This is a genomic window from Akkermansia muciniphila, from assembly GCF_030848305.1.
Classification (GTDB): domain Bacteria; phylum Verrucomicrobiota; class Verrucomicrobiia; order Verrucomicrobiales; family Akkermansiaceae; genus Akkermansia; species Akkermansia muciniphila_A.
The window spans coordinates 1,683,904-1,703,154 of the sequence record NZ_CP114598.1 but is presented as its reverse complement, the minus strand read 5'-3'; the positions used below and the strand labels follow the sequence as shown (position 1 = coordinate 1,703,154).

General features: G+C 58.4%; 19 protein-coding genes. 11 read left to right on the top strand and 8 right to left on the bottom strand.

Translation table 11 applies throughout. From position 1 onward, the window contains the following. The first annotated feature begins 14 nt into the window (after nucleotides 1-14). Nucleotides 15-737, top strand: coding sequence for an EpsI family protein (locus tag O4G22_RS07465; RefSeq protein ID WP_297407503.1), 723 nt, complete (start codon nucleotides 15-17; stop codon nucleotides 735-737). Between the two features lie 15 nt (nucleotides 738-752). Here the strand turns inward: O4G22_RS07465 and O4G22_RS07460 are convergent, their stop codons facing one another. Beyond that, nucleotides 753-1,406, bottom strand: coding sequence for a hypothetical protein (locus tag O4G22_RS07460; protein WP_297545109.1), 654 nt, complete (start codon nucleotides 1,404-1,406; stop codon nucleotides 753-755). A 91-nt stretch (nucleotides 1,407-1,497) separates the two neighbouring features. Here O4G22_RS07460 and O4G22_RS07455 point away from each other — a divergent pair, with 91 nt between their 5' ends. The 5 genes from O4G22_RS07455 (at nucleotide 1,498) to O4G22_RS07435 (ending at nucleotide 7,650) form a co-directional block, all read left to right on the top strand. After that, nucleotides 1,498-2,082, top strand: coding sequence for a DOMON-like domain-containing protein (locus tag O4G22_RS07455; protein ID WP_094135318.1), 585 nt, complete (start codon nucleotides 1,498-1,500; stop codon nucleotides 2,080-2,082). A 3-nt stretch (nucleotides 2,083-2,085) separates the two neighbouring features. Then, nucleotides 2,086-3,462, top strand: a complete 1,377-nt coding sequence (locus O4G22_RS07450; RefSeq protein WP_306701425.1) for an FAD-binding oxidoreductase — start codon at nucleotides 2,086-2,088, stop codon at nucleotides 3,460-3,462. A gap of 16 nt (nucleotides 3,463-3,478) precedes the next feature. Beyond that, the gene (gene lepB / locus O4G22_RS07445; protein ID WP_306701424.1) at nucleotides 3,479-4,801 is read left to right on the top strand and encodes a signal peptidase I; all 1,323 of its coding nucleotides are present in this window, start codon (nucleotides 3,479-3,481) and stop codon (nucleotides 4,799-4,801) included. A gap of 39 nt (nucleotides 4,802-4,840) precedes the next feature. Continuing rightward, the gene (locus O4G22_RS07440; RefSeq protein WP_297545114.1) at nucleotides 4,841-5,761 is read left to right on the top strand and encodes a phytoene/squalene synthase family protein; all 921 of its coding nucleotides are present in this window, start codon (nucleotides 4,841-4,843) and stop codon (nucleotides 5,759-5,761) included. 98 nt (nucleotides 5,762-5,859) lie between these two features. Continuing rightward, nucleotides 5,860-7,650 carry an alpha-1,3-galactosidase-related protein gene (locus O4G22_RS07435; RefSeq protein ID WP_290489195.1) on the top strand — a complete coding sequence of 597 codons (1,791 nt, stop codon included), beginning with the start codon at nucleotides 5,860-5,862 and terminating at the stop codon, nucleotides 7,648-7,650. Between the two features lie 12 nt (nucleotides 7,651-7,662). Here the strand turns inward: O4G22_RS07435 and O4G22_RS07430 are convergent, their stop codons facing one another. From O4G22_RS07430 to hisA, 6 genes are all read right to left on the bottom strand, one after another. Next, nucleotides 7,663-8,655, bottom strand: a complete 993-nt coding sequence (locus O4G22_RS07430) for an HAD hydrolase-like protein (protein ID WP_295977916.1) — start codon at nucleotides 8,653-8,655, stop codon at nucleotides 7,663-7,665. Between the two features lie 21 nt (nucleotides 8,656-8,676). Beyond that, the gene (locus O4G22_RS07425; RefSeq protein WP_094135324.1) at nucleotides 8,677-9,414 is read right to left on the bottom strand and encodes a 16S rRNA (uracil(1498)-N(3))-methyltransferase; all 738 of its coding nucleotides are present in this window, start codon (nucleotides 9,412-9,414) and stop codon (nucleotides 8,677-8,679) included. Between the two features lie 22 nt (nucleotides 9,415-9,436). Further along, complete coding sequence (gene dnaJ / locus O4G22_RS07420) at nucleotides 9,437-10,594, bottom strand: molecular chaperone DnaJ (protein WP_290489192.1); 1,158 nt, start codon at nucleotides 10,592-10,594, stop codon at nucleotides 9,437-9,439. A gap of 23 nt (nucleotides 10,595-10,617) precedes the next feature. Next, nucleotides 10,618-11,172: a nucleotide exchange factor GrpE gene (locus O4G22_RS07415; RefSeq protein WP_094135326.1), complete on the bottom strand. Its 555-nt coding sequence runs from the start codon at nucleotides 11,170-11,172 to the stop codon at nucleotides 10,618-10,620. 134 nt (nucleotides 11,173-11,306) lie between these two features. Further along, on the bottom strand, nucleotides 11,307-11,597 hold the full coding sequence (locus O4G22_RS07410) for a DUF167 domain-containing protein (protein ID WP_297545120.1): 291 nt from the start codon (nucleotides 11,595-11,597) through the stop codon (nucleotides 11,307-11,309). Beyond that, a complete protein-coding gene (gene hisA, locus O4G22_RS07405) occupies nucleotides 11,594-12,379 on the bottom strand; it encodes a phosphoribosylformimino-5-aminoimidazole carboxamide ribotide isomerase (protein WP_290489188.1) in 786 nt (261 codons plus the stop codon). The genes O4G22_RS07410 and hisA overlap by 4 nt, the downstream gene beginning before the upstream one ends. Nucleotides 12,380-12,581: 202 nt before the next feature. Between hisA and O4G22_RS07400 the strand changes: the two genes are divergently transcribed. Then, nucleotides 12,582-12,962: a hypothetical protein gene (locus O4G22_RS07400; protein WP_290489186.1), complete on the top strand. Its 381-nt coding sequence runs from the start codon at nucleotides 12,582-12,584 to the stop codon at nucleotides 12,960-12,962. A gap of 50 nt (nucleotides 12,963-13,012) precedes the next feature. Here the strand turns inward: O4G22_RS07400 and O4G22_RS07395 are convergent, their stop codons facing one another. Further along, the gene (locus tag O4G22_RS07395) at nucleotides 13,013-14,026 is read right to left on the bottom strand and encodes a hypothetical protein (RefSeq protein WP_297404118.1); all 1,014 of its coding nucleotides are present in this window, start codon (nucleotides 14,024-14,026) and stop codon (nucleotides 13,013-13,015) included. A gap of 210 nt (nucleotides 14,027-14,236) precedes the next feature. Here O4G22_RS07395 and O4G22_RS07390 point away from each other — a divergent pair, with 210 nt between their 5' ends. From O4G22_RS07390 to O4G22_RS07375, 4 genes are all read left to right on the top strand, one after another. Next, nucleotides 14,237-14,824: a bactofilin family protein gene (locus tag O4G22_RS07390; RefSeq protein ID WP_297404119.1), complete on the top strand. Its 588-nt coding sequence runs from the start codon at nucleotides 14,237-14,239 to the stop codon at nucleotides 14,822-14,824. A gap of 71 nt (nucleotides 14,825-14,895) precedes the next feature. Continuing rightward, nucleotides 14,896-15,534: a polymer-forming cytoskeletal protein gene (locus tag O4G22_RS07385; protein ID WP_094135331.1), complete on the top strand. Its 639-nt coding sequence runs from the start codon at nucleotides 14,896-14,898 to the stop codon at nucleotides 15,532-15,534. 1 nt (nucleotide 15,535) lies between these two features. Further along, nucleotides 15,536-18,037 (top strand): excinuclease ABC subunit UvrA, encoded by a 2,502-nt coding sequence (locus tag O4G22_RS07380; protein ID WP_306701423.1) that lies wholly within the window; start codon nucleotides 15,536-15,538, stop codon nucleotides 18,035-18,037. Nucleotides 18,038-18,207: 170 nt separating this feature from the next. Next, a complete protein-coding gene (locus tag O4G22_RS07375; protein WP_288926625.1) occupies nucleotides 18,208-19,233 on the top strand; it encodes a hypothetical protein in 1,026 nt (341 codons plus the stop codon). Nucleotides 19,234-19,251: the final 18 nt, after the last annotated feature.

Sequence of the window (19,251 nt, the reverse complement as noted above, 5' to 3'; positions counted from 1 at the left end):
GCGTTTCCGCCGCCATGAACATTAAAACGCTCAAAATTCTCATCATCCCTTTCCTGATGGCCGTCATGCTCGGCGGCACTTACCTGATGCCCCGCAAGGGGGAGGTGCAGGAATCCTCCATCAGCATGGATCTCCCCACAGGCATGAATCCGTACGGCTGGCACGGCACGCGCCGTCAGGAATCTGAACAGGAACGGAGCCTCCTGGCCCCGGACACGGAATTTTCCAAAGCGGATTACGTGCAGGAACTTCCCATCAGCCTGGATGAGACGGAAACCGTACCCGTTCTGTGCCGCGTTTCCATCGTTAGATCCGGTCATGATTTAAACAACTCCATCCACCGTCCGGAACGCTGCCTTCCGGCCCAGGGCCACTTTAACCTGACGGGGACCACGGCGGATGTCCCCGTGGAAGGCCATGGAACCATCAGGATGACCAAGCTGAAATCCCAGCAGAACATCGCTCCGGACCATCCGCAACCTGTCATTCTGGACAGCATGCATTATTACGTATTTATCGGCCACCGCCACATGACGGAAGACCACTTGATCCGCACCCTGATGGATATGAAAGACAGGGTTCTGCACGGCATGGATCAACGCTGGTGCTATTTCCAGATTTCCACCACGTACGGGGACAAGATCAGGGTATCGGAAGAGAAAGCCCGGGAACAGACGGAACGCCTCATCAGCCAACTTCTCTCCCAACTGGTGAAGTGGGATGAATTGAAGCGGTAACACGGCTCCGGCGGCTCAATCCGGAAGATTTCCTTCCAGCCAGGAGGAAGCGGCTTGAAACAGACTGCGCGCTTCTTCCCCGGGCGGCTCATAAAGCATGGGCGCAGGACGTCGGTGGGAATAAAGGCGGCCTTTCCGGTCACGCCGGAAGCCTGAAAAAGCCAGATTGGCATCAGCCCCGGAGCAATGCCCCCAGCGTCCGCCTATTCTGGGCACCGCGTCCATGAAGCCGCCTCCGTCCCGCAGGTAAGCGTTCCCCCACCATTCCACACAGGCCGGACGCACGCTCTTTTGCCGGCGCGCCACGGCGTCTATGGTCAGGAGGCAAAGCGGAGCAGCCTGAACCGCCTGGCTCCTGGCTACTTCCACCGCGCAGGAGCCTCCGTAACTGTGTCCTATCAACACGACAGGCAGTCTGGGATATCTCCTTCTCAATTCTTCCAGCTCCACCGCTATTTTTCCGCACCTGTCCAGAAACACGCCGCAGCCGCCTCCATCCCAGTGGTAATAAGCCGTTGCGTACGCCACACCCGGCAAAAAACCGGAAAATCCCTTTTCCACACGGCTCAGACAACCCGCCAAAATATCCCCGAAACCGCCGATGAACACAGCCAGATATTCGGGGATATTTTCGCGGGGAAACCGATTCAGCGTCCTTTGAAAATGCATGACGGCCTTATAATGGAGAAATCACGTCAATATCCAAGCCTGTAAGACGTTCTGGCTTGATAAAACCTGAAAACTGTCCAAATGTGGCGGTATGCAAGTAATCATTCACCAATGGGCCTTCAACGGAAGTTTTGACCAGCTTGCCTCCCTGCCCCGCCAGGAACTTGTCAACGACTGGTTCGGCTATGATGTGGAGCCAAGCGCGGAATTCGCCTTCGCCACGGACGGGGAATTTCTCTGGTTTCTGGCTTCCCGCAGCAAGGCAGCCACCATCCACCCGGAAGCCCGGCCCGGCCAGTTCCAGCCGGAATTATGGCGTTACGACCTGGCGGAATGGTTCATGGCCGCCGGAGACGGCACCAATTACTGGGAATTCAACCTCGCGCCCAACGGCGCATGGTGGGCCTGCGCCTTTTCCGACACCCGCCGCGCCAATGAAGACATTCCCGCTCCGCTGGCTGTGGATACCAAGTGCATTTTAACGGATGAAAGCTGGTGCGCCATGGCCCGGATTCCTCTGAACGAACTGCGCGGCGTGGACATCCGCGACTGCAAGCTGGCAGCCACGTTCATCCTGGATACTCCGGACCAGATTTTCCTGACTACGGCGGACGACCTTTCCGGCAATCCGGATTTCCACCGCCCGGACTGCTTCTGCACCCCCATTCTCAAATAATCCATGTCTTTGAAAGAAGACATTTCCCGCATTCTGGGGCCTGGAAAAGTTTCCGGAACCCCGGATGTGCTGGCGGCGCACGCCGGAGACAAATGGTACGCCTCCGTTCTGCCGGAGGCAGTCGTTTTCCCGGAAAGCACGGAGGACGTCTCCCTGCTGCTGCGCTACGCATCCTCCATGAATATCCCCGTCACGGCCCGCGGCGGCGGGGTAGGATACGTAGGGGGATGCGTTCCCGTGCGCGGAGGCATCAGCCTTTCCCTGGAACGGATGAACCGTATCCTGGAGATATCCCCGGAAGACGGCGTTGCCGTGGTGGAACCCGGCGTTATCACAGCGGATCTTCAGCGGGAAGCCCGTGCTCTGGGATGGTTCTACCCTCCGGACCCGGCCTCCAGGAAGGAATGCAGCATCGGGGGAAACATCGCCACGAACGCGGGCGGCCCCAGGTGCCTGAAATACGGAGTCACCAAAGCTTACGTGCTGGGGCTGACCGTGGTGCTTGCCAGCGGAGAGGTAGTGGAATGCGGCGGCCGCACCCATAAAAACAAGACGGGATTCGATCTCGGAGACCTCTTTATCGGTTCGGAAGGAATGCTGGGCATCATCACCCGGGCCGTTCTGAGGCTCATCCCCCACCCGGAAGCATTCGGCGCGCTCAGCGCCGGCTTCCCGCAATTCCCTCTGGCCGCCGCCGCCGTGCAGCGCATCCTGAACAGCGGGCACCTTCCTTCCGCCCTGGAAATAACGGACAGCTTCACTCTCCGCGCCGCCCGGAACTATCTGGGGGACAGCGCCCTGCCTTCCGGCTGCCGCGGCCACCTGATTGTGGAAGTGGACGGCAGACGGCCTGCCGTGCGGGAAGAACTGGATTCCCTATGCACCCTGCTGGAGGAATGCGGCGCAACCGGAATTCTGCGCGCAGACACGGAAGCGGAGGCAGAAGCCATCTGGCAGCTCCGCCGGGAATTTTCCTACAGCCTGAAAGCGACCGGAATGACCAAGCTCAACGAAGACATCGTCATTCCCAGGTCGCGCCTGGTGGCCCTGGTGGAATTCTGCGAGGCCCTGAACCGGGAAACAGGGCTGGACATCGCGTGTTTCGGCCATTCCGGGGATGGCAATATCCATACCAACATCATGGTGGACGATTACTCGAATCCGGAGAAGAAGGCCCTGGCGGACGCCTGTGTGGACAGGTTGTTCCACTGGGTGCTGGCGCACGGAGGAGCCATTACCGGGGAACACGGCATCGGCCTGGCGAAGGCCAAATGGTTCCGGAAAGCCGTGGGGGAAGGAGCCTTCCACCTTCACGAACTGGTCAAATCCGCCCTGGACCCAAAAAATCTGCTGAATCCTGGAAAAATGGGGCTTCCGTAACGTAAAATAAACTTCCATGACGCCTCCGGACGGGGCATCATGGATGCCGTACTTCATGAATAGCCCGCACAAGTCCATCCTAGCTGCCCTTTACGATTGCTTCCCGGTTGCAGACGCCGTTCTGGTGTTTATTCTGGATCATCCTCTGGCCTGGTTCACGCCCAAATGGCGCCGGAAAGGGCGTATGGCCCTGAAAACAGTGCGCCGCTATATCAATTACAATCGCGACCTTCTGCCTCCCGAACGCCTGGCGGAGTTTGAAGAAAGCCGCGACCTGCTGAAAACGGCCCTTTACCGGGGTGACAGGCAGCAGGCGGAAACCGTTACCGCCAAACTGGAATCCACGCTGGAATCCATTCCCGGAGCGGTTCCTTCCGCCCTGGCGGAAAACGTGGAAGTTCTGTTCGTGATTCTGGCCATTTTCCTGGGCTTGCGCTGTTACGTAGTCCAGCCCTTCCGCATCCCGACCGGTTCCATGCAGCCCTCCCTGAACGGAATCCGCGCCCTTCCCCAGGAAGGGAGCCCCACCCTGATGCAGAAAATCGGGGACATGATCCTGTACGGCGGCTCCTATGTGCACGAAACGGCCTCCAAGGAAAAGAAAATCGTCCGCTTCGAACCTGCCACCAAGTATCTCCTGCTCACGGTGACCAACGTAATTTTCGATGACGGCTCCAAGCTGGAAATCCCGGCGGCGGAAGCGGAAACGCGCCGCTACTTCCTCAATCAGGAGCCGCGCTTTGAAGCTGAACGGCACACCCCGTTCAGAACCTATCTGCCCGGAGACACAATCGTCAATGCCCGTTTTGACGCCGGAGACCTGATCGTGGTGAATAAAATGGCCTACCACTTCCGCAAGCCGGAACGCGGGGAAGTCTTCGTCTTTGATACACGCGGCATCGAAGGCATCGCCAATAAGGGAAGCAGCACCGGCCAGGAAGGAGGAACCCACTACGTCAAACGCCTCTGCGGCATTCCGGGGGATACCCTCTCCATTCAGGACTCCCAGCTCATCGTCAACGGGAAACCCGCCACGGAACGGACTATCCAGGGGGTCGCTTCCGGCAAGCCCCCCTACCAGCCCTGCGGCTACGTGGCCCTTCCCGCCCCCCTGAGCCTGCTGGACGGCAGAGCTTACATCACGGAGGGAGGGACCGTGCATCTGTCCAACGACAGCAAACGCCCCTATCTGCGTGAATACGTGGCGCTGGGGGACAATTCCACCCGCGAAAACTCCTTTGATTCCCGGTACTGGGGCCCCGTCCGCCAATACAACATCGTAGGTCCCGCCAGCTTCTGCCTGTGGCCCTTTACTTCCCACTGGGGCCTGATTCCATGATTTTTATCCCTTTCGCAGGCACGTTTTCTCCGTCAAGACATGACTCAAGCCCAAACCATCACCAGCAAGGCCAAGTCCAACCTGGCCTTTGCCCTCATTGACCTTCCTGAAGAAGAACGCCGCCATATGGCGGAATTTTACGCTTTCTGCCGCACGGTGGACGATATCGTGGACGAACCGGGCATGACTCCCCGCGAACGCCACGACGCATTGAACCGCTGGGTGGAGGTCATCAACGGCGGAGAAGGCCTGGAACTGACGGAACTGGAAGAGGACATCATAGCCCTTATCCAGGATTTGGAGCTGGACACTACTCCCATGCTGCACCTGATTGAAGGCTGCCGTTCGGACATCAACCAGCAGCAGCCCCGCAGCCGTGATGAACTTCTGGATTACACCTACTGCGTAGCCTGTTGCGTGGGACTGACCTCCGCCCGCATCATGGGGGCGGGAGAAGCTTCCTATCCGTATGCGATTGCCCTGGGGCATGCCCTTCAAATGGTGAACATTATCCGGGATGTGGCGGAAGACTGCAGCAAGTCCAACCGCATTTATTTGCCCAAGGAGGATATGGACCGCTTTGGATACACTCTGGAAGACCTGCGCTGCAGGGTGTATTCCCCCCGGCTTCAGGATCTGCTGAAGTATGAAGCGGATCTGGCGGAAACTTTCTTTGCGGAAGCGGAGAGGGAATACAACCTCCTCAGCCCGGAAGACAAAGCCGCTCTTGTTCCGGCGCAGGCCATGGCGCTCATTTACCATACCATTCTGGACAAAATGAAGGCGAGCGGCTTCCGTATTTTCAACATCCGCTACCGCGTCAACACCTTCCACAAGCTCTGGCTCCTGTTCCGCATCAAACTGGATATTGACCCCCAATCCTACTACGACAAATCCAAGGCATATTATGACAAGCTGGTAGGCTTTCTTTCCCGCCCCGGCAGAAAGGATGAAAAATAGGGGTCTCCCAGGTGCGCCATGGAAAAGCTGCGGTTTTTCTCTCAACTCCGCGGGAATTATGCTTGTCCCGAAAACCGTGTTCCTGTAGGAGTTGCGGCATGCAAAACCCCGTGGCCTTCCTGCTTTTTATTCTCGCAACGCTAACCGGGCCATGCCCGGCAGCGGATTATCCGGAACGGGCGGAGCGCACGCAATCCGCAGGAAACCATGTCTGGCATATCAATCCGGACAAGGGAAATGACAGCAATCCGGGAACGTCCCCATCCACGGCGTGGAAAAGCATGGCTCCGGCCAACCGCCTCATCATGGCGCGGGGAGATACGCTCGTCATCCATCCGGGGGAACACGCCGTCTCCCTGGCACTGATGGGGGAAGGTTCCAAACAGTCCCCGGTCACCATCCGGTTCATGCCCGGCAGGCATATCTTCAAACACGGTGCCCTGATTACCGGAAAACCGCAGATTTCCAACACCAACGATGCGCCCAACGAGCCCAAGGCCATGGCTGTCCGCCTGACGGAAGCCAAAAACATACGCCTGGAGGGAAAACCGGGAGCCACCGACATCCTTCTGGAGGGAAAAGCCATCTTTGTCTGCATGGAACATGCGGAAAACGTTTCCCTGAACGGCCTGGGTTTTGACTACCTGCATCCGACCATGGGAGAATTTCTGGTTACGGAAGTTGAAGGGAATACCATGAAAGCAACTATTCCGGACGGAATCCTGTACACAGTGAAAGATGGGAACCTGACCTGGCACGGCCCCGGATGGGAATTCCGCATGGGAGGGTATTCCAAAGTTTTCGATTCCGCTTCCGGCACTTTCCAAGGCCGCTTCGACCCCGGGAAAACAGTCATCAGAGAATTGTCTCCCGGAAAAATCAGCATCACGTTCAAGGAAGGCTCCCCAACCATGAAACCGGGCCAATCCTACCAGAACCGCAATACCCGCAGGGACTGCTGCGGCTTCTTTCAATACAGAAGCAAAAACATCCTCTGGAATAACTGCCATATTTACTATATGCACGGCATGGGCGTCGTTTCCCAGTTCTGCGAGAACATCATGTTTAGCCGCTTGAACATAGCTCCGCGCCCCCGCTCCCTCCGCACCAACTCATCCTGGGCGGATAATCTGCACTTTTCCGGATGCAGGGGAAAAATCATCGTCAAGGATTGCGTGCTGGGAGCCTCCCATGACGACGCCATCAATGTTCATGGCACCCACTTGCGCATTGTAGGCAGGCCGGCCCCCAATAAAATCACCGTCCGGTTCATGCATCCCCAGACCTTCGGCTTTGACGCCTTTGCCCCAGGAGACCGGATCGATTATGTTTCCAGCAACACGCTGGTGCCTTATGCATCCAATACCGTTTCCGGCGTCAACCAACTCAATGAAAAGGAAATAGAACTTACGCTGCAACATCCCAATCCCGAAAACATCCAGCCTAATGATGTTGTGGAAAACGTCACATGGACGCCATCCGTCCATATCAGCAACACGGTATGCCGCCACATTCCCACCCGGGGCTTCCTGCTTACCACCAGGAAGCCGGTGCTGGTTGAACGGTGCCGGTTTGAGAAAACGGGCATGCCCGCCATCCTGGTGGAAGATGACGCCTCCGGCTGGTATGAATCCGGTGTGGTCAGGAATATGACCATTTCCCGCAATACCTTTATTCAATGCGGAGAAGCCGTCATCCAGATCGTGCCGCACGCCCCACGGCCGGAAGGGGAGGTTCACCGGAACATCACTATTACCGGAAACACGTTTGACCTCAAGAACGGAACCGCCATCCGCACTCGCCATACCGGCAGCGTCAAGGCGGAGAAAAACACTTTCACCAAAGACGGAAAAAAGATCCCTGAAGAAAAAGCGGTGGATATCCGGTAGAAAACCTCTTCCCTACCGGTGACGGGAAACATGCACCGTTACGGAAACGCTGTCCGTCCGCGGCAGGATGAACTTGCGCAGAGTAACAACCACGTGCCGCGCGCCGAACTCCTTCAGGCAAACGTTTCCCATATCCTCCGCCAGCGTTTCCACCAGCTTGCGCGGGCGCGCCATGGCCTCCGCCCGGAGCGCACGGGCCATGGAATCATAACAGACGGTTCTGGAAAAATCATCGTTCAGTCCGGACAAGGCCTCCTCCGGATAAAAAGTGATGTCCGCTTTCAGGGTCTGCATGGAAGCGCGCTCCTCGTCCGGAACGCCGATGAAGGTATCCAGTTCAAGACCGTTGATGTTAATGGAATCCTGCGTATCGGAAGGGAGCGCGTAACGGCGCATCAGCGTGCGCAGAACAAGCAGGTCCGGAACAATCATGTCCGGTTTGGCCTTGGAAAGCTGCGCAGCGTCATTATAGCCGGTCAGGACGGCAATGGATGTGATGCCTGCGTGATGGGCCGTTTCCACATCATGCTGCATGTCCCCGATAAATGCGGTTTCATGGGCATGCAGACCGTGCTGGGCCAGCAGGGTATGAATGTGGGCATCCTTATGGCGGATGCCAGCGTGAATGGCTTCAAAATATTCCATCATGCCCAGTTCCCTGCATTGGATATCAAACTCTTTGGCGTCCACGCTGGTAAGAATAAAGCAGCGCACGCCGCGCGCGCGGCAGAATTCCAGGAATTCCCGGGCATTTGGCAGCACTTCCACCGGAGCGTTGGAAACGCGGAAGGCGTACCGGAAATGGTCTTCCAGTTCATCCAGATCCGCGTGGGGCAGCACCCGGGCATAATAGTCCGGATAGGGGAGCTGGAATTCCGCGCGGAATTCATCCCTGTTCATGCAGGGTTTCCCGTATTGGGAAAAAACGTAGTTGGAGGCGTCCAGCGTCAGGGCCAGGTCATCCACCAAAGTGCCGGACCAGTCGAAAATGATATTCTTGAACATGGGAATGCGTATGGAAAAAACTTAGTCCAGAGCGTACCGCATGGCGGCCAGGCCGAAAAAGGCGGCCGTCTCCACCCGAAGAACGATAGGGCCAAGCGTGACAGGAGCAAACCCCGCTTCCAACGCCATGGCCGTCTCCCGGTCCGTAAAATCGCCCTCCGGCCCCACCAGCAGAGAAGCGTGCCGAATGGAACGGGAACGGGCAGCCTCCAGCACCTCCCTGACCGGCCGCACTCCGGGCACCAGAGAGGCGATAATATTCAGTCCTTCCGGAATTCCGCAGCGCAGCCATTCCGCGAAGGGAACGGGAAGCGCCACTTCAGGCAGCGTGTTCTGGCCGCACTGCTTGCAGGCCTCCAGGGCAATGCGCTGCCATTTCTGCCTTTTGGCCTCAGCCTCCCGGGCATTCAGGCGCACGATCGTGCGATCCGTCACGAGCGGGATAATGGCAGAAACACCCAGTTCCACGGACTTTTGAATAATGAGATCCATGTTGGCGCCCTTGGGAACAGCCTGGCACAGCGTCAAATGGGCCACGGGGGGAGAAGGAGGACACTCCTCCCCCGGAACCAGCAACACGCCGGAACTGCGCGGCGGTTCCGCCACCACAGCGCGGGCGGCACGGCCGCAACCGTCAAAAACGATGCAGGAGTCACCCTGCTTCAGACGCAGAACCTTGGCGGCATGGTGCGCCTCATCCCCCCGCAGCTCCCAGGCGGAAGCAGCCCATTCGGAAGGCGGAAGAAAAAAGCGGGCCATGTCTGAAAAAGGGAAACGGACCTTATTTGCTCTTCAGGTAACGCGCCGCCTTGTCGGCAAACTCCACGCAAGCCGGCTGATTGCGATTTTCATCCAGAGCAGAAGCAAACGCGTTCAGTTTATCCATCTGCTCCTTGGTCAGCCGGGAGGGGATTTCCACTTCCACCTCCACCAGCATATCCCCCACGTCCGAACTGCGAAGGGCCTTTACCCCCTTGCCGCGCAGACGAAAGATCATGCCGTTCTGCGTTCCTTCCGGCAGCTTGATGGTGGCCGCGCCTTCCAGCGTGGGGACCTTCAGCTTGCCGCCGGAGACAGCCAGGGAAAGCGGCACCGGAACCGTGCAGCTCAGGTCATTGCCTTCCCTCTGGAAAATATCGTGCGGTTTGACGTCAATGAACACGTGCAGATCCCCGGTAGGGCCGCCATGCACCCCGGCATCCCCTTCCCCGGCGATGCGGAGCTGGCTGCCCGTGGCAACGCCCGCAGGAATACGGATGGTGATGTGGGAATCCTCCCTGACGCGCCCTTCCCCGCGGCAGACGGGGCATGGATCCGAGATGATTTCCCCGGTGCCGTGGCAGGTGGGGCAGGTGGACTGCTGGACGAAAAAGCCGCTCTGCTGGGTAATGATGCCGCGCCCCTGGCAGGTAGGACAGGATTTGAACGCTTCCTTTCCATCCCTGGCCCCGGTGCCGTGGCAGGTCTTGCAGGTCACCAGACGCTCAATTTCAAGTTTCTTGGTACAGCCCTTCGCGGCCTCTTCCAGCGTGATGTCCAGGTCATAGCGCAAATCGGAGCCGGGCCTTTTAGTGGACCTTTTCTGGCCGCCGCGGCCGGCGCCCCCAAACATATCCGCAAAACCGCCCATGCCGGAAAACATCTGGGCGAAAATATCCATCGGGTCCTGGAACCCGCCCCCGGCATAACCGCCGCCCGCGGCGGGGCCGCCCTGTTCAAAGGCGGCATGGCCGAAGCGATCGTAGGCAGCCCTTTTGTCCGCATCGGAAAGCACCTCATAGGCCTCTCCCAGTTCCTTGAACTTTTCTTCTGCGGACGGGTCGTCCGGATTGCGGTCCGGATGGTACTTTAAAGCCAGCTTGCGATAAGCCTTCTTAATCTCATCGTCAGTAGCGTCCTTGGAAACGCCGAGAATCTCGTAATAATCTTTTTTAGCCATGTGGCGTGAATGTTAAAAAACGGTCAGACTTGCGGTTCGGGTTCCGGAGTATGGGCGACAACCACGTTCGCCGGGCGCAGGAGCCTGTCCTTCAGCATATACCCCTTGCGGATAACGCGCAATACGGTGCCTTCCGGCTGGTCGGAGGGTTCCCGCTGAAGGGCCTCCTCCGTGGCGTGGTCAAACATGCTTCCCACCACAGGATCCACGGCGCTCACGCCATTGCCGGCGAGAAATTCGTCCAGCTGCTTCTTCACCATGCTCATGCCGATGTAAATCATGGAGGAGGCATCTGCGCTGGCGGCGGCCATGCCCATTTCAAAATTATCAATGACGGGAAGAAGTTCTTCCAGCAGGCGCTGGTTGGCGAACTTGGCGCATTCTTCCTTTTCCTTCACCATGCGCTTGCGGTAATTATCATATTCCGCGGCGGTGCGCATGGCGGCATCCCTCCATTTAAGCAATTCCTCTTCCAGGGAAGGTTCCGCTTCCTTCCCCTCGGCAGGAGCATTCTGAGCCTGTTCCTGCGCTTCCAGCTCTTCCGCTTCCGCGTTTTTCTCTTTCTCTTCGTCGCTCATGCGGACAATGTAAATTCTTTTACCGGATGCGTCAACGGCGTGCTAAGACATGGATGACGTTTGACGCGTAATGAACGCGCCTGATGCAACCCATCTACGCAGAAAAGAAAATGCCGGCCTTCCGCACGGCTTCCCTAAACGCCGGAAGCATCCGCATCAGAAAGCAGTCGGGCAAGTTTTCCTTCGCATCCGTCCGGCAGTTCCACCACTTTCAGGCGGGAGGACTCCCCGCGCAGCAGACTGACGGAGGACCGGGGAATATCCAGCCATGCGGACAGGAAAAGGATGACGGCCTTGTTCGCTTTTCCTTCCACGGGAGGAGCGGCAATGCGCAGCTTCAGCGCGCGGCCGGCACGGGGATCATCCTCCCACCCCACGGCCTCGCTCTTCTTCGCGTTGGGAACAACTTTCAGGGCCAGTTTCATACCGTTTCCGTACGGGACTTCCCGCGCTGCCTGGCCACCAGGTCCCCATACCTGATCAACCCTCCGCCGAACAAATCCAAAGCGCTCCCCACCGTAGCATCCATGGTTCCGCCGCTCAAAGCGTCTATTTCGTCAATATCCTGAATGCGGCTGATGCCTCCGGCATACGTCATGGGCAGGCGGCGCCAGTTTCCCAGCATGTTCACCAGTTCCCGGTCAATGCCGGTGCAGAGCCCTTCCACATCCGCCGCATGGATAAGAAATTCCGCGCAATGTTCCGCCAGGACATCCAGCGTCTCCGCCGTTACCCGGAGTTCCGTCAGGGTCTGCCACCGGTTCATGGCCACGGCCCAGCCCCCTTGCACCCTGCGGCAGCTCAAATCCAGCACCAGCCGCTCCGCGCCCACGGCGGACACAAGATCCTTCAGCCTGTCCATCCGCAGCGTTCCCTCCGCATCAAACAGGCAGGAGGTAACGATCACATGGCTGGCCCCGGCGGAAATCCATTCCTCCGCGTTCTCCGGCGTCATGCCGCCGCCCACCTGAAGACCTCCCGGCCATGCCGCCAGAGCCTCCCGCGCCGCAAGGTCGTTCCCGGGTCCCAGCTTGATCACATGCCCGCCGCGCAGGCCGTCCCTGCGGTACAAATCCGCATACCATGCCGCGCCGCGGTCGGAGACGAAATTGGTGCGCAATGAGGCGCCGTCCTGCGTCAGGGTGCCCCCCACAATCTGCTTCACGCGCCCGTCGTGTAAATCAATGCATGGTCTGAATTTCGTCACGCAGTCACTTTGCCCGGCGAGCCTCTCCAGGTCAAGACGGTATTCCCCCCACGCCCTCCCGGCACAACGGGACTGGGAAATTTACACAAAACGGGACGGGGACTCCGCTTTATCGGATAACTGCCGTCAACCACCATTCAAAAAACCGATGAAAAACAACCCTTTCAGAAAATACCTTCTTTTCTGTTGCGCCGGAAGCGCCATGTCTGCCCTCCTGGCCTTTTCCGCCCCCGTTGCGGAAGCCGGGATTCACCTGCATGGAGAAATCCGCATGCCTGCGGCAGGGCAAGCCGTTTTCCTGTATGACCCCTCCGGATTCCCCATCTGGGGATATTCCCCATGCGGACGGCCCATTTACGCCTATACCCCCGCAGGCGCACCCATTTACGTCATCAGGGGCATCTACCGCGGCTGCCATGTTCCTGCATGGAACCCCAGGCCGCATTACCACGGCCCTTTCTGGCCGGCGGGCGTCTGCCGCGGACACCATGCCGCACGCCTTAGGCCGTGTCCGCCCCCTTCCCGGCCCCACCGCCCCAGGCCTCCTCACGAAGGCCACCCTCCCCGTTTCCACCACCGGTAAAACCGCAACGCTCATCCCCCGCAAAGCAGGAGACCGGCTCAATCCGTTTTTTATTCCGGGAAAGAAAGGCCGTACCAGCCCTCTCCCAGCAGCCTGACCAGCGTAAAGGAATATTCCCCCTTGCTGTTGGGCTCCTTGCTGCGGGAGAGAAGAACCCGCGCGCGGAGCATGCCGGCCTCGTCATTGGCGTTTAACACCCGGTATGGGGAATGTTCCATCTCCTCATTGATTTTAAACAACATGAACAAACGCTTGCCCATTTCCGATTTTTTGGGGACATAAACCATGGGCCGGGCAATGCTGCGGTCTTCGGAACCGTTCATTCCGGGAGCAATCAGCTTAAATGCGTACTCATCCTTATTTTCCGACATGCGCTCCCGAACCATCCATACGCGGAATTCCGCGATGTCCTCCCCTTTCCCACGTACAAAATCCTCCCAGTTCATCGGCTGAAAACGGGCAAACTGCTGCCAGTCCAGCTTCCAGGAACCATCCTGTTCATCCTTGAAAAAACAGAATTCCATATCGGGAGTCTTTTCAAAGCCAACCAGGAGCTGGGCGCAGGGAAGCCCCTCCACCTCAAATACGGCAAAGCTTTTAGGCCCCTTGGGCCTGCTGACAATCGCCTCGGGCGGAGACACGGCGTAATGCCTGACCATCAAGGGAAGCGATTGCAGGGACTTCCACACAAAAGAAGACTTTTGAACCACATCCGCGGCGCTCAGGTATTTCTGGGCTTCCGCCAGGCAGTTGCGCAACAGATCCTGCTTCTCCATCGGAGGAACGTGACAGGGAGGCCAGAAACTATAGTCCACCTTGTCTTTCAGCGCGGCTTTCAACTCTCCGGACAGCATCTCCGGCGTGGCGCAAATCCGCGCGGCCGCCCCGGAATCCAGGGATGCCTGGCGCTTCTGGAGCCAGAAGAAAAGACCGCCGAAAAACATTCCCAGCGCGATCATGAAAAAGATGACGGCAAGAATGCGGCCCAGCGCAAAGCCCGCTTTTCCGCCGCTCCTGCGCACGGTCGGGCAAAGGAATGGCTTTTTTTCAAATAAATCACTCATTTTAAAACGGAAATATCCACAGAAAACAATCGCGAAAAGATGGTCAAACACTACCGGAACGCCCAAGGCAACGCAACGATAAAAAACAGACACATTTTTTTATCCCTGCCGGAGAAAATTGTTTCACATCCACATGTGGGTGATGTACATTAAACCGGACGAGTTTCAAGAGCTCCCACCTTACCTTTCATCCCCCCTCTTTTTAACGCCATGTTTGGATCATTCACCACCGTTCCCGCCCCCAAGGGCAATAAAAATCCTGAATCCACCCCCAGCTGGATGGATGTAGCCAAGAGCCAGGATATCCCCGAACCGGTTGCGGAAGCCGCTCCTTCCTACGCCCCCACCACCCGCGTCCAGCAGCTGACCCGCAATGTGCTGAACTCCGATGTGGAGGTAATCGGTTCCCTGCGCTTTTCCGACGACCTGCTGATTGACGGCACCGTGGAAGGCGACATTTCCTCCGAAGGGGTGCTTTCCGTAGGCCAGAACGCCGTCATCCGGGCGGAAATCAACACCAAGTCCGTCATCATCCACGGCAAGGTCATCGGCAATGTAACGGTCACGGACCGCGTGGAACTGAAAAGCACGGCGGAACTCGTAGGGGATATCCAGGCAGCCTCCCTGGCTATTGAAGGCGGCGCCATCTTCATCGGGCATTCTACCGTAGGCGCACCCACGGTAGGCGCCACAGGAATCTCCGCCGCCAAGAAGGCGGCTTCCGTCCAGGCCTTTGCTCCGGAGCCGGAATCCCCCGCTCCGGCCAGCCAGAGCACGCTGGATATTGACGCGGAATAAAAAAACTCTCCGTCTGCCATTCTCCGGGGCGGCAAAAGAACAGACCGTTCTTTTGCCGCCCTCTTTGTTCCATGAACTTTTCCTTCCATCCCGTTCCCCGGACCAGCGCCGCGCCCTCCGGAAAAATCAGCCACCCTTCTCCGGCGCCGCCCTGGACACTCCCGCCAACTGCGGAAAGCAGCCCGGCGCCAGCCCGGGAAGTGGAATGCTTCTCCTGCCGCAAAATCACTTCCGTCCCCGCCACGGCAGTTTCCGCCAGGTGCGGCCACTGCTCCGCGTATATCAAACTGGACGACGTCATTTTACACAGCAGAACGCACCGGACCAAGGTGCAGACCTGCGGAAGCGTTACCGTACAGGCCAATGCAGACCTGAAAGGGCTGAACATCGAATGCCGCGATCTGGTCTTATACGGCAGGGCATCCGGTGATTTCCTGTGCCGCGGCGTCTGCAAAATTAAAACGGACCAGCACATCTCCGGTTCCATCTCCGCCCGCAGGATGGTGGTGGAAAAAAAGACGACGGTGCTGGTCACAGGCACCATCCGCGTGGAGAACATCTGGATACAGGGTTCTCTGGAAGGAACGCTTACGGCGGATGAAACCGTCACCATCCACCGGCACGCCAAATTCCTGGGAGATATCACGGCGCGCCGTCTCATCATTGAGGAAGGCGGCTCACACCAGGGAGCCTTTACACGCCTTGCATAACATGAATCTTCCCATCTCCATCCGCGGCGCGCGCCAGCACAACCTCCGGAATCTGGATCTGGATCTTCCGTCCAACAAGCTCATCGCATTTTGCGGCCCTTCCGGCTCCGGAAAATCATCCCTGGCGTTTGATACGCTTTTTTCCGAATCCCGCAGGCGTTTTCTGGACTGCCTGTCGGCACGCTCCAGACAGGGCATGGATCAACCGGAAAAACCGGAAGTGGACAGCATTACCGGGCTGCCCCCGGCCCTGTGCCTGGAGCAATCCGCCAGGCAGCAGAGCTCCCGCACCCTGCTGGGGAGCATCACGGAAATTCTGGACTACCTGCGCATCCTTTACGCAGCCGCCGGCACGCCCCATGACCCGGAGACAGGAAAGGAACTGGAACGCAAAAGCCCGGACCGGATTACGGAGGAACTCGTTTCCCTGCCGGAACACACGCGCCTGGTTCTGGCCGCTCCGGCAGAAAACCTGCTGTCCCAGGACCCCGCAGCAACGCTTGGCGACTTCCAGCGGCAGGGCTTCCTACGGGTTTACTGGAACGGAGAAATGCGGGATATTGAAGAAATAAGCTCCCCCGCCCCCCCGCCTCCGGACGCGGCCCTGGTCATTGACCGCCTCATCGTCAGAGGGGAAAATACGGCATCGCGCATTGCGGATTCCCTGCAAACGGCTCTCCGTATCAATCCGGACGAGGTGCGGGCCATCATCACCATACCGGGAGAGGAAGCTTCAATCCGGGCCTTCCACACCCGCTACCGCAATCCGGAAACAGGCTTCCTTCTGCCCCAGCTTACTCCCCGCCATTTTTCTTTCAACTCCCCGCTGGGGGCATGCCCCTCCTGCCGGGGAACCGGCCTGAATGAACAGGAAAACGGCCCGTGCCGCGCCTGCGGAGGCAAGCGCCTTTCCCCTCTGGCCCTGGCCGTCACCATGTCTGTGCCGGACCGGGCCTACAATCTGGCGGAACTGACGGCTCTTCCGCTGGAAGATATGGCCGGAGAACTGGAACGCCTGAAAACGCCCCCTTCCCTGGCGGCGGCATTAAACCCGCTCATGGAGGAAATCAACAAACGCGTGCGCTTCCTGAATGAGCTGGGGCTCTCCTACCTGTCTCTGGACCGCCAGGCAAACACCCTTTCCGGAGGCGAACTGCAGAGGGCGCGCCTGGCTTCCCAGCTGGGAGGCGGCCTTTCCGGAGTTCTTTACATCCTGGACGAACCCACGGCCGGACTGCACCCCGCCGATACGGACCGCCTGCTCCGCGCTCTCCGGACGCTCCGGAACCAGGGCAACACGGTCCTGGTCGTAGAACATGATGAGCAAATTCTAACCGCGGCGGATTACCTGGTGGACATGGGCCCCGGAGCCGGAACCAACGGAGGCCGTATTCTGGCGCAGGGCTCCCTTGCGGAAATACTGGAAAATGCCGGGAGCCCCACCGGGGAATGGCTTTCAGGCAAGCGAAGCATGCCCGCCTCCGGACACAAGACGGCTCCTGCGGAGCGTCTGGTCCTGACCGGAGCGGACAAACACAACCTCAACAATGTCACTCTGAGTATCCCGGTTGGTACATTGACCTGCATCTCCGGCCCTTCCGGTTCAGGGAAATCCACCCTCGTCCGGGAGTGTCTCATCCCCGCGGTCAGGCAAGCCCTCTCCGGGAAAAAGGATATTCCGCGCCGCGTGCAGGGAACGGAGCACTTCAACCGCCTTGTCGTCATCGACCAGTCGCCCATCGGCAAAACGCCGCGTTCCACGCCGGCCACCGCTACCGGCCTGCTCCAGGTGCTGCGCCCCCTTTACGCACAGCTCCCCCTTTCCAAGCAGAGGGGATATACGGCGGCGCGCTTTTCCCCCAACATTCGCGGAGGCCGTTGTGAACGGTGCCAGGGAACGGGCATGATTGAAGTGGACATGAACTTCCTGGGAAATGTGGCCATGCCCTGCGACGCCTGCCACGGGCAATGCTACAACAGGGAAACGCTGGAAGTCACCTGGAAAGGGAAATCCATTGCCCAGGCGCTGGCCCTGACCGTGGACGAAGCGGCGGACTTCTTTTCCTCCCTGCCCAGAGCCGCCGCCATCCTGAAAAGCATGCAGGACGTAGGGCTGGGATACCTCCATCTCAACCGCAGGGCGGACACCCTTTCCGGAGGAGAATCCCAGCGCATAAAAATAGCTGCGGAACTGGCCAAAGCCCCGGCCTGGAAACTGGCGGAAGACGGGAAAAGGGCCCTGTTCATTCTGGACGAACCCACCAACGGCCTTCATTTCAATGAAGTGGCCCTTCTCCTGGCAGCCCTTTTCCGCCTGAGGGATGCCGGGCACACCATCCTCTGCGTGGAACACCACAAGGACCTGCTCAATGCCGCGGACTACCTGGTGGACATGGGCCCCGGAGCCGGCAGGCACGGCGGCAATATCGTGGCCGAGGGCTCCCCCGCAGATGTATCGTCCAATCCAGAAGCGCCCACTTCACCCTGGCTCGTCCCCCGTTAACAACGGCAGAGCAGGAAATCAGCCACCCATCCCAGCCGCCGGCGTTCCGTTCCCGGCGTCTTCAGAAAAATTCCGCTTCTCCGGGGTCTATTCTCCCCCTTTCCCTATTTATTATCTTGACGACCTCCCTGTTTTTTCACCAAAAAAGGAGTTACGTATTCCTTTTTCCTATGACTCTCCGTTTCCTCTCTTCTGCTCTGGCGGCGTTGTTCCTTCCCGGAACGCTTCATGCCGCGCCCGTATTCCTTGAAAATGTCTCCGAATCCGGAGGATGGTATGATTGCAATAAAAAAACCAAATGGACATGGGGGACCAAGCCCCACCCCACCAACCCGTTAAATCCTCCGGTTTCCGCACGGCCCACAGAATGGCTGTACCTTCCTTATGACCAGAATATCTGCTGGGCGGCGGCAGCCTCCAACGTGCTCCAATGGTGGCAGGATACCAGAAGCGACCTGAAATCCACCACGCCCAACGGGAAATCCGCCACTTACGATGTCATGCCGCAGGTCGCCCAGCTGGCCATTTACCAAACCATCTCCACGAACTGGACAAACAGCGGAGGCTCCGTGGAACAGGCCTACAACTGGTGGGTCAACGGCGGGATGCTGGATACCACCGCCTATCCGAGCCTTTCTACGACGACAGCTCCCGGAGGATACTGGAAAGAGCTGGGACTGACAGTCCCGCAGTCCTCAAGCGGAGGAGCTGTTGACAACCCCTTATTTTCCGCATACAGCTTCTGGGACGGAGACACCAGAAGCGGCGTTTACCAGAAACTGACAAACAGCATCAACAAAAACTGGGGAACCACGCTGACCGTCGGGGAAGAAGGAAGAGGCCACGCCATCACCATGTGGGGCTACGACACGGACAAAGACGGCAATCTGATTATCTACCTGACGGACTCGGACGACTACGCTGTGGAAATGTTCCGCCAGAAAGTAGTCGTGAACGACTATACGGACGAATACGGCTCCTCCCACTGCGACATTTATCTGACCAGCCTGGATGGAGAAAACGACGTGTATAATTATAACTACGACGAAGCGGGACTGACGGGCATCCGCCTGGGAGAAATACAGAGCTTCACCGCTCCGCTGGGGGACCTGAGAGTCCCGGAACCCGGCGCCGGAATCCTCTTCCTCTGCGGTTCATTCCTTGTCCTGTCCCGTCGCAGGCTTACTGGACGGTAACGCTTTCCGAACTCCGGC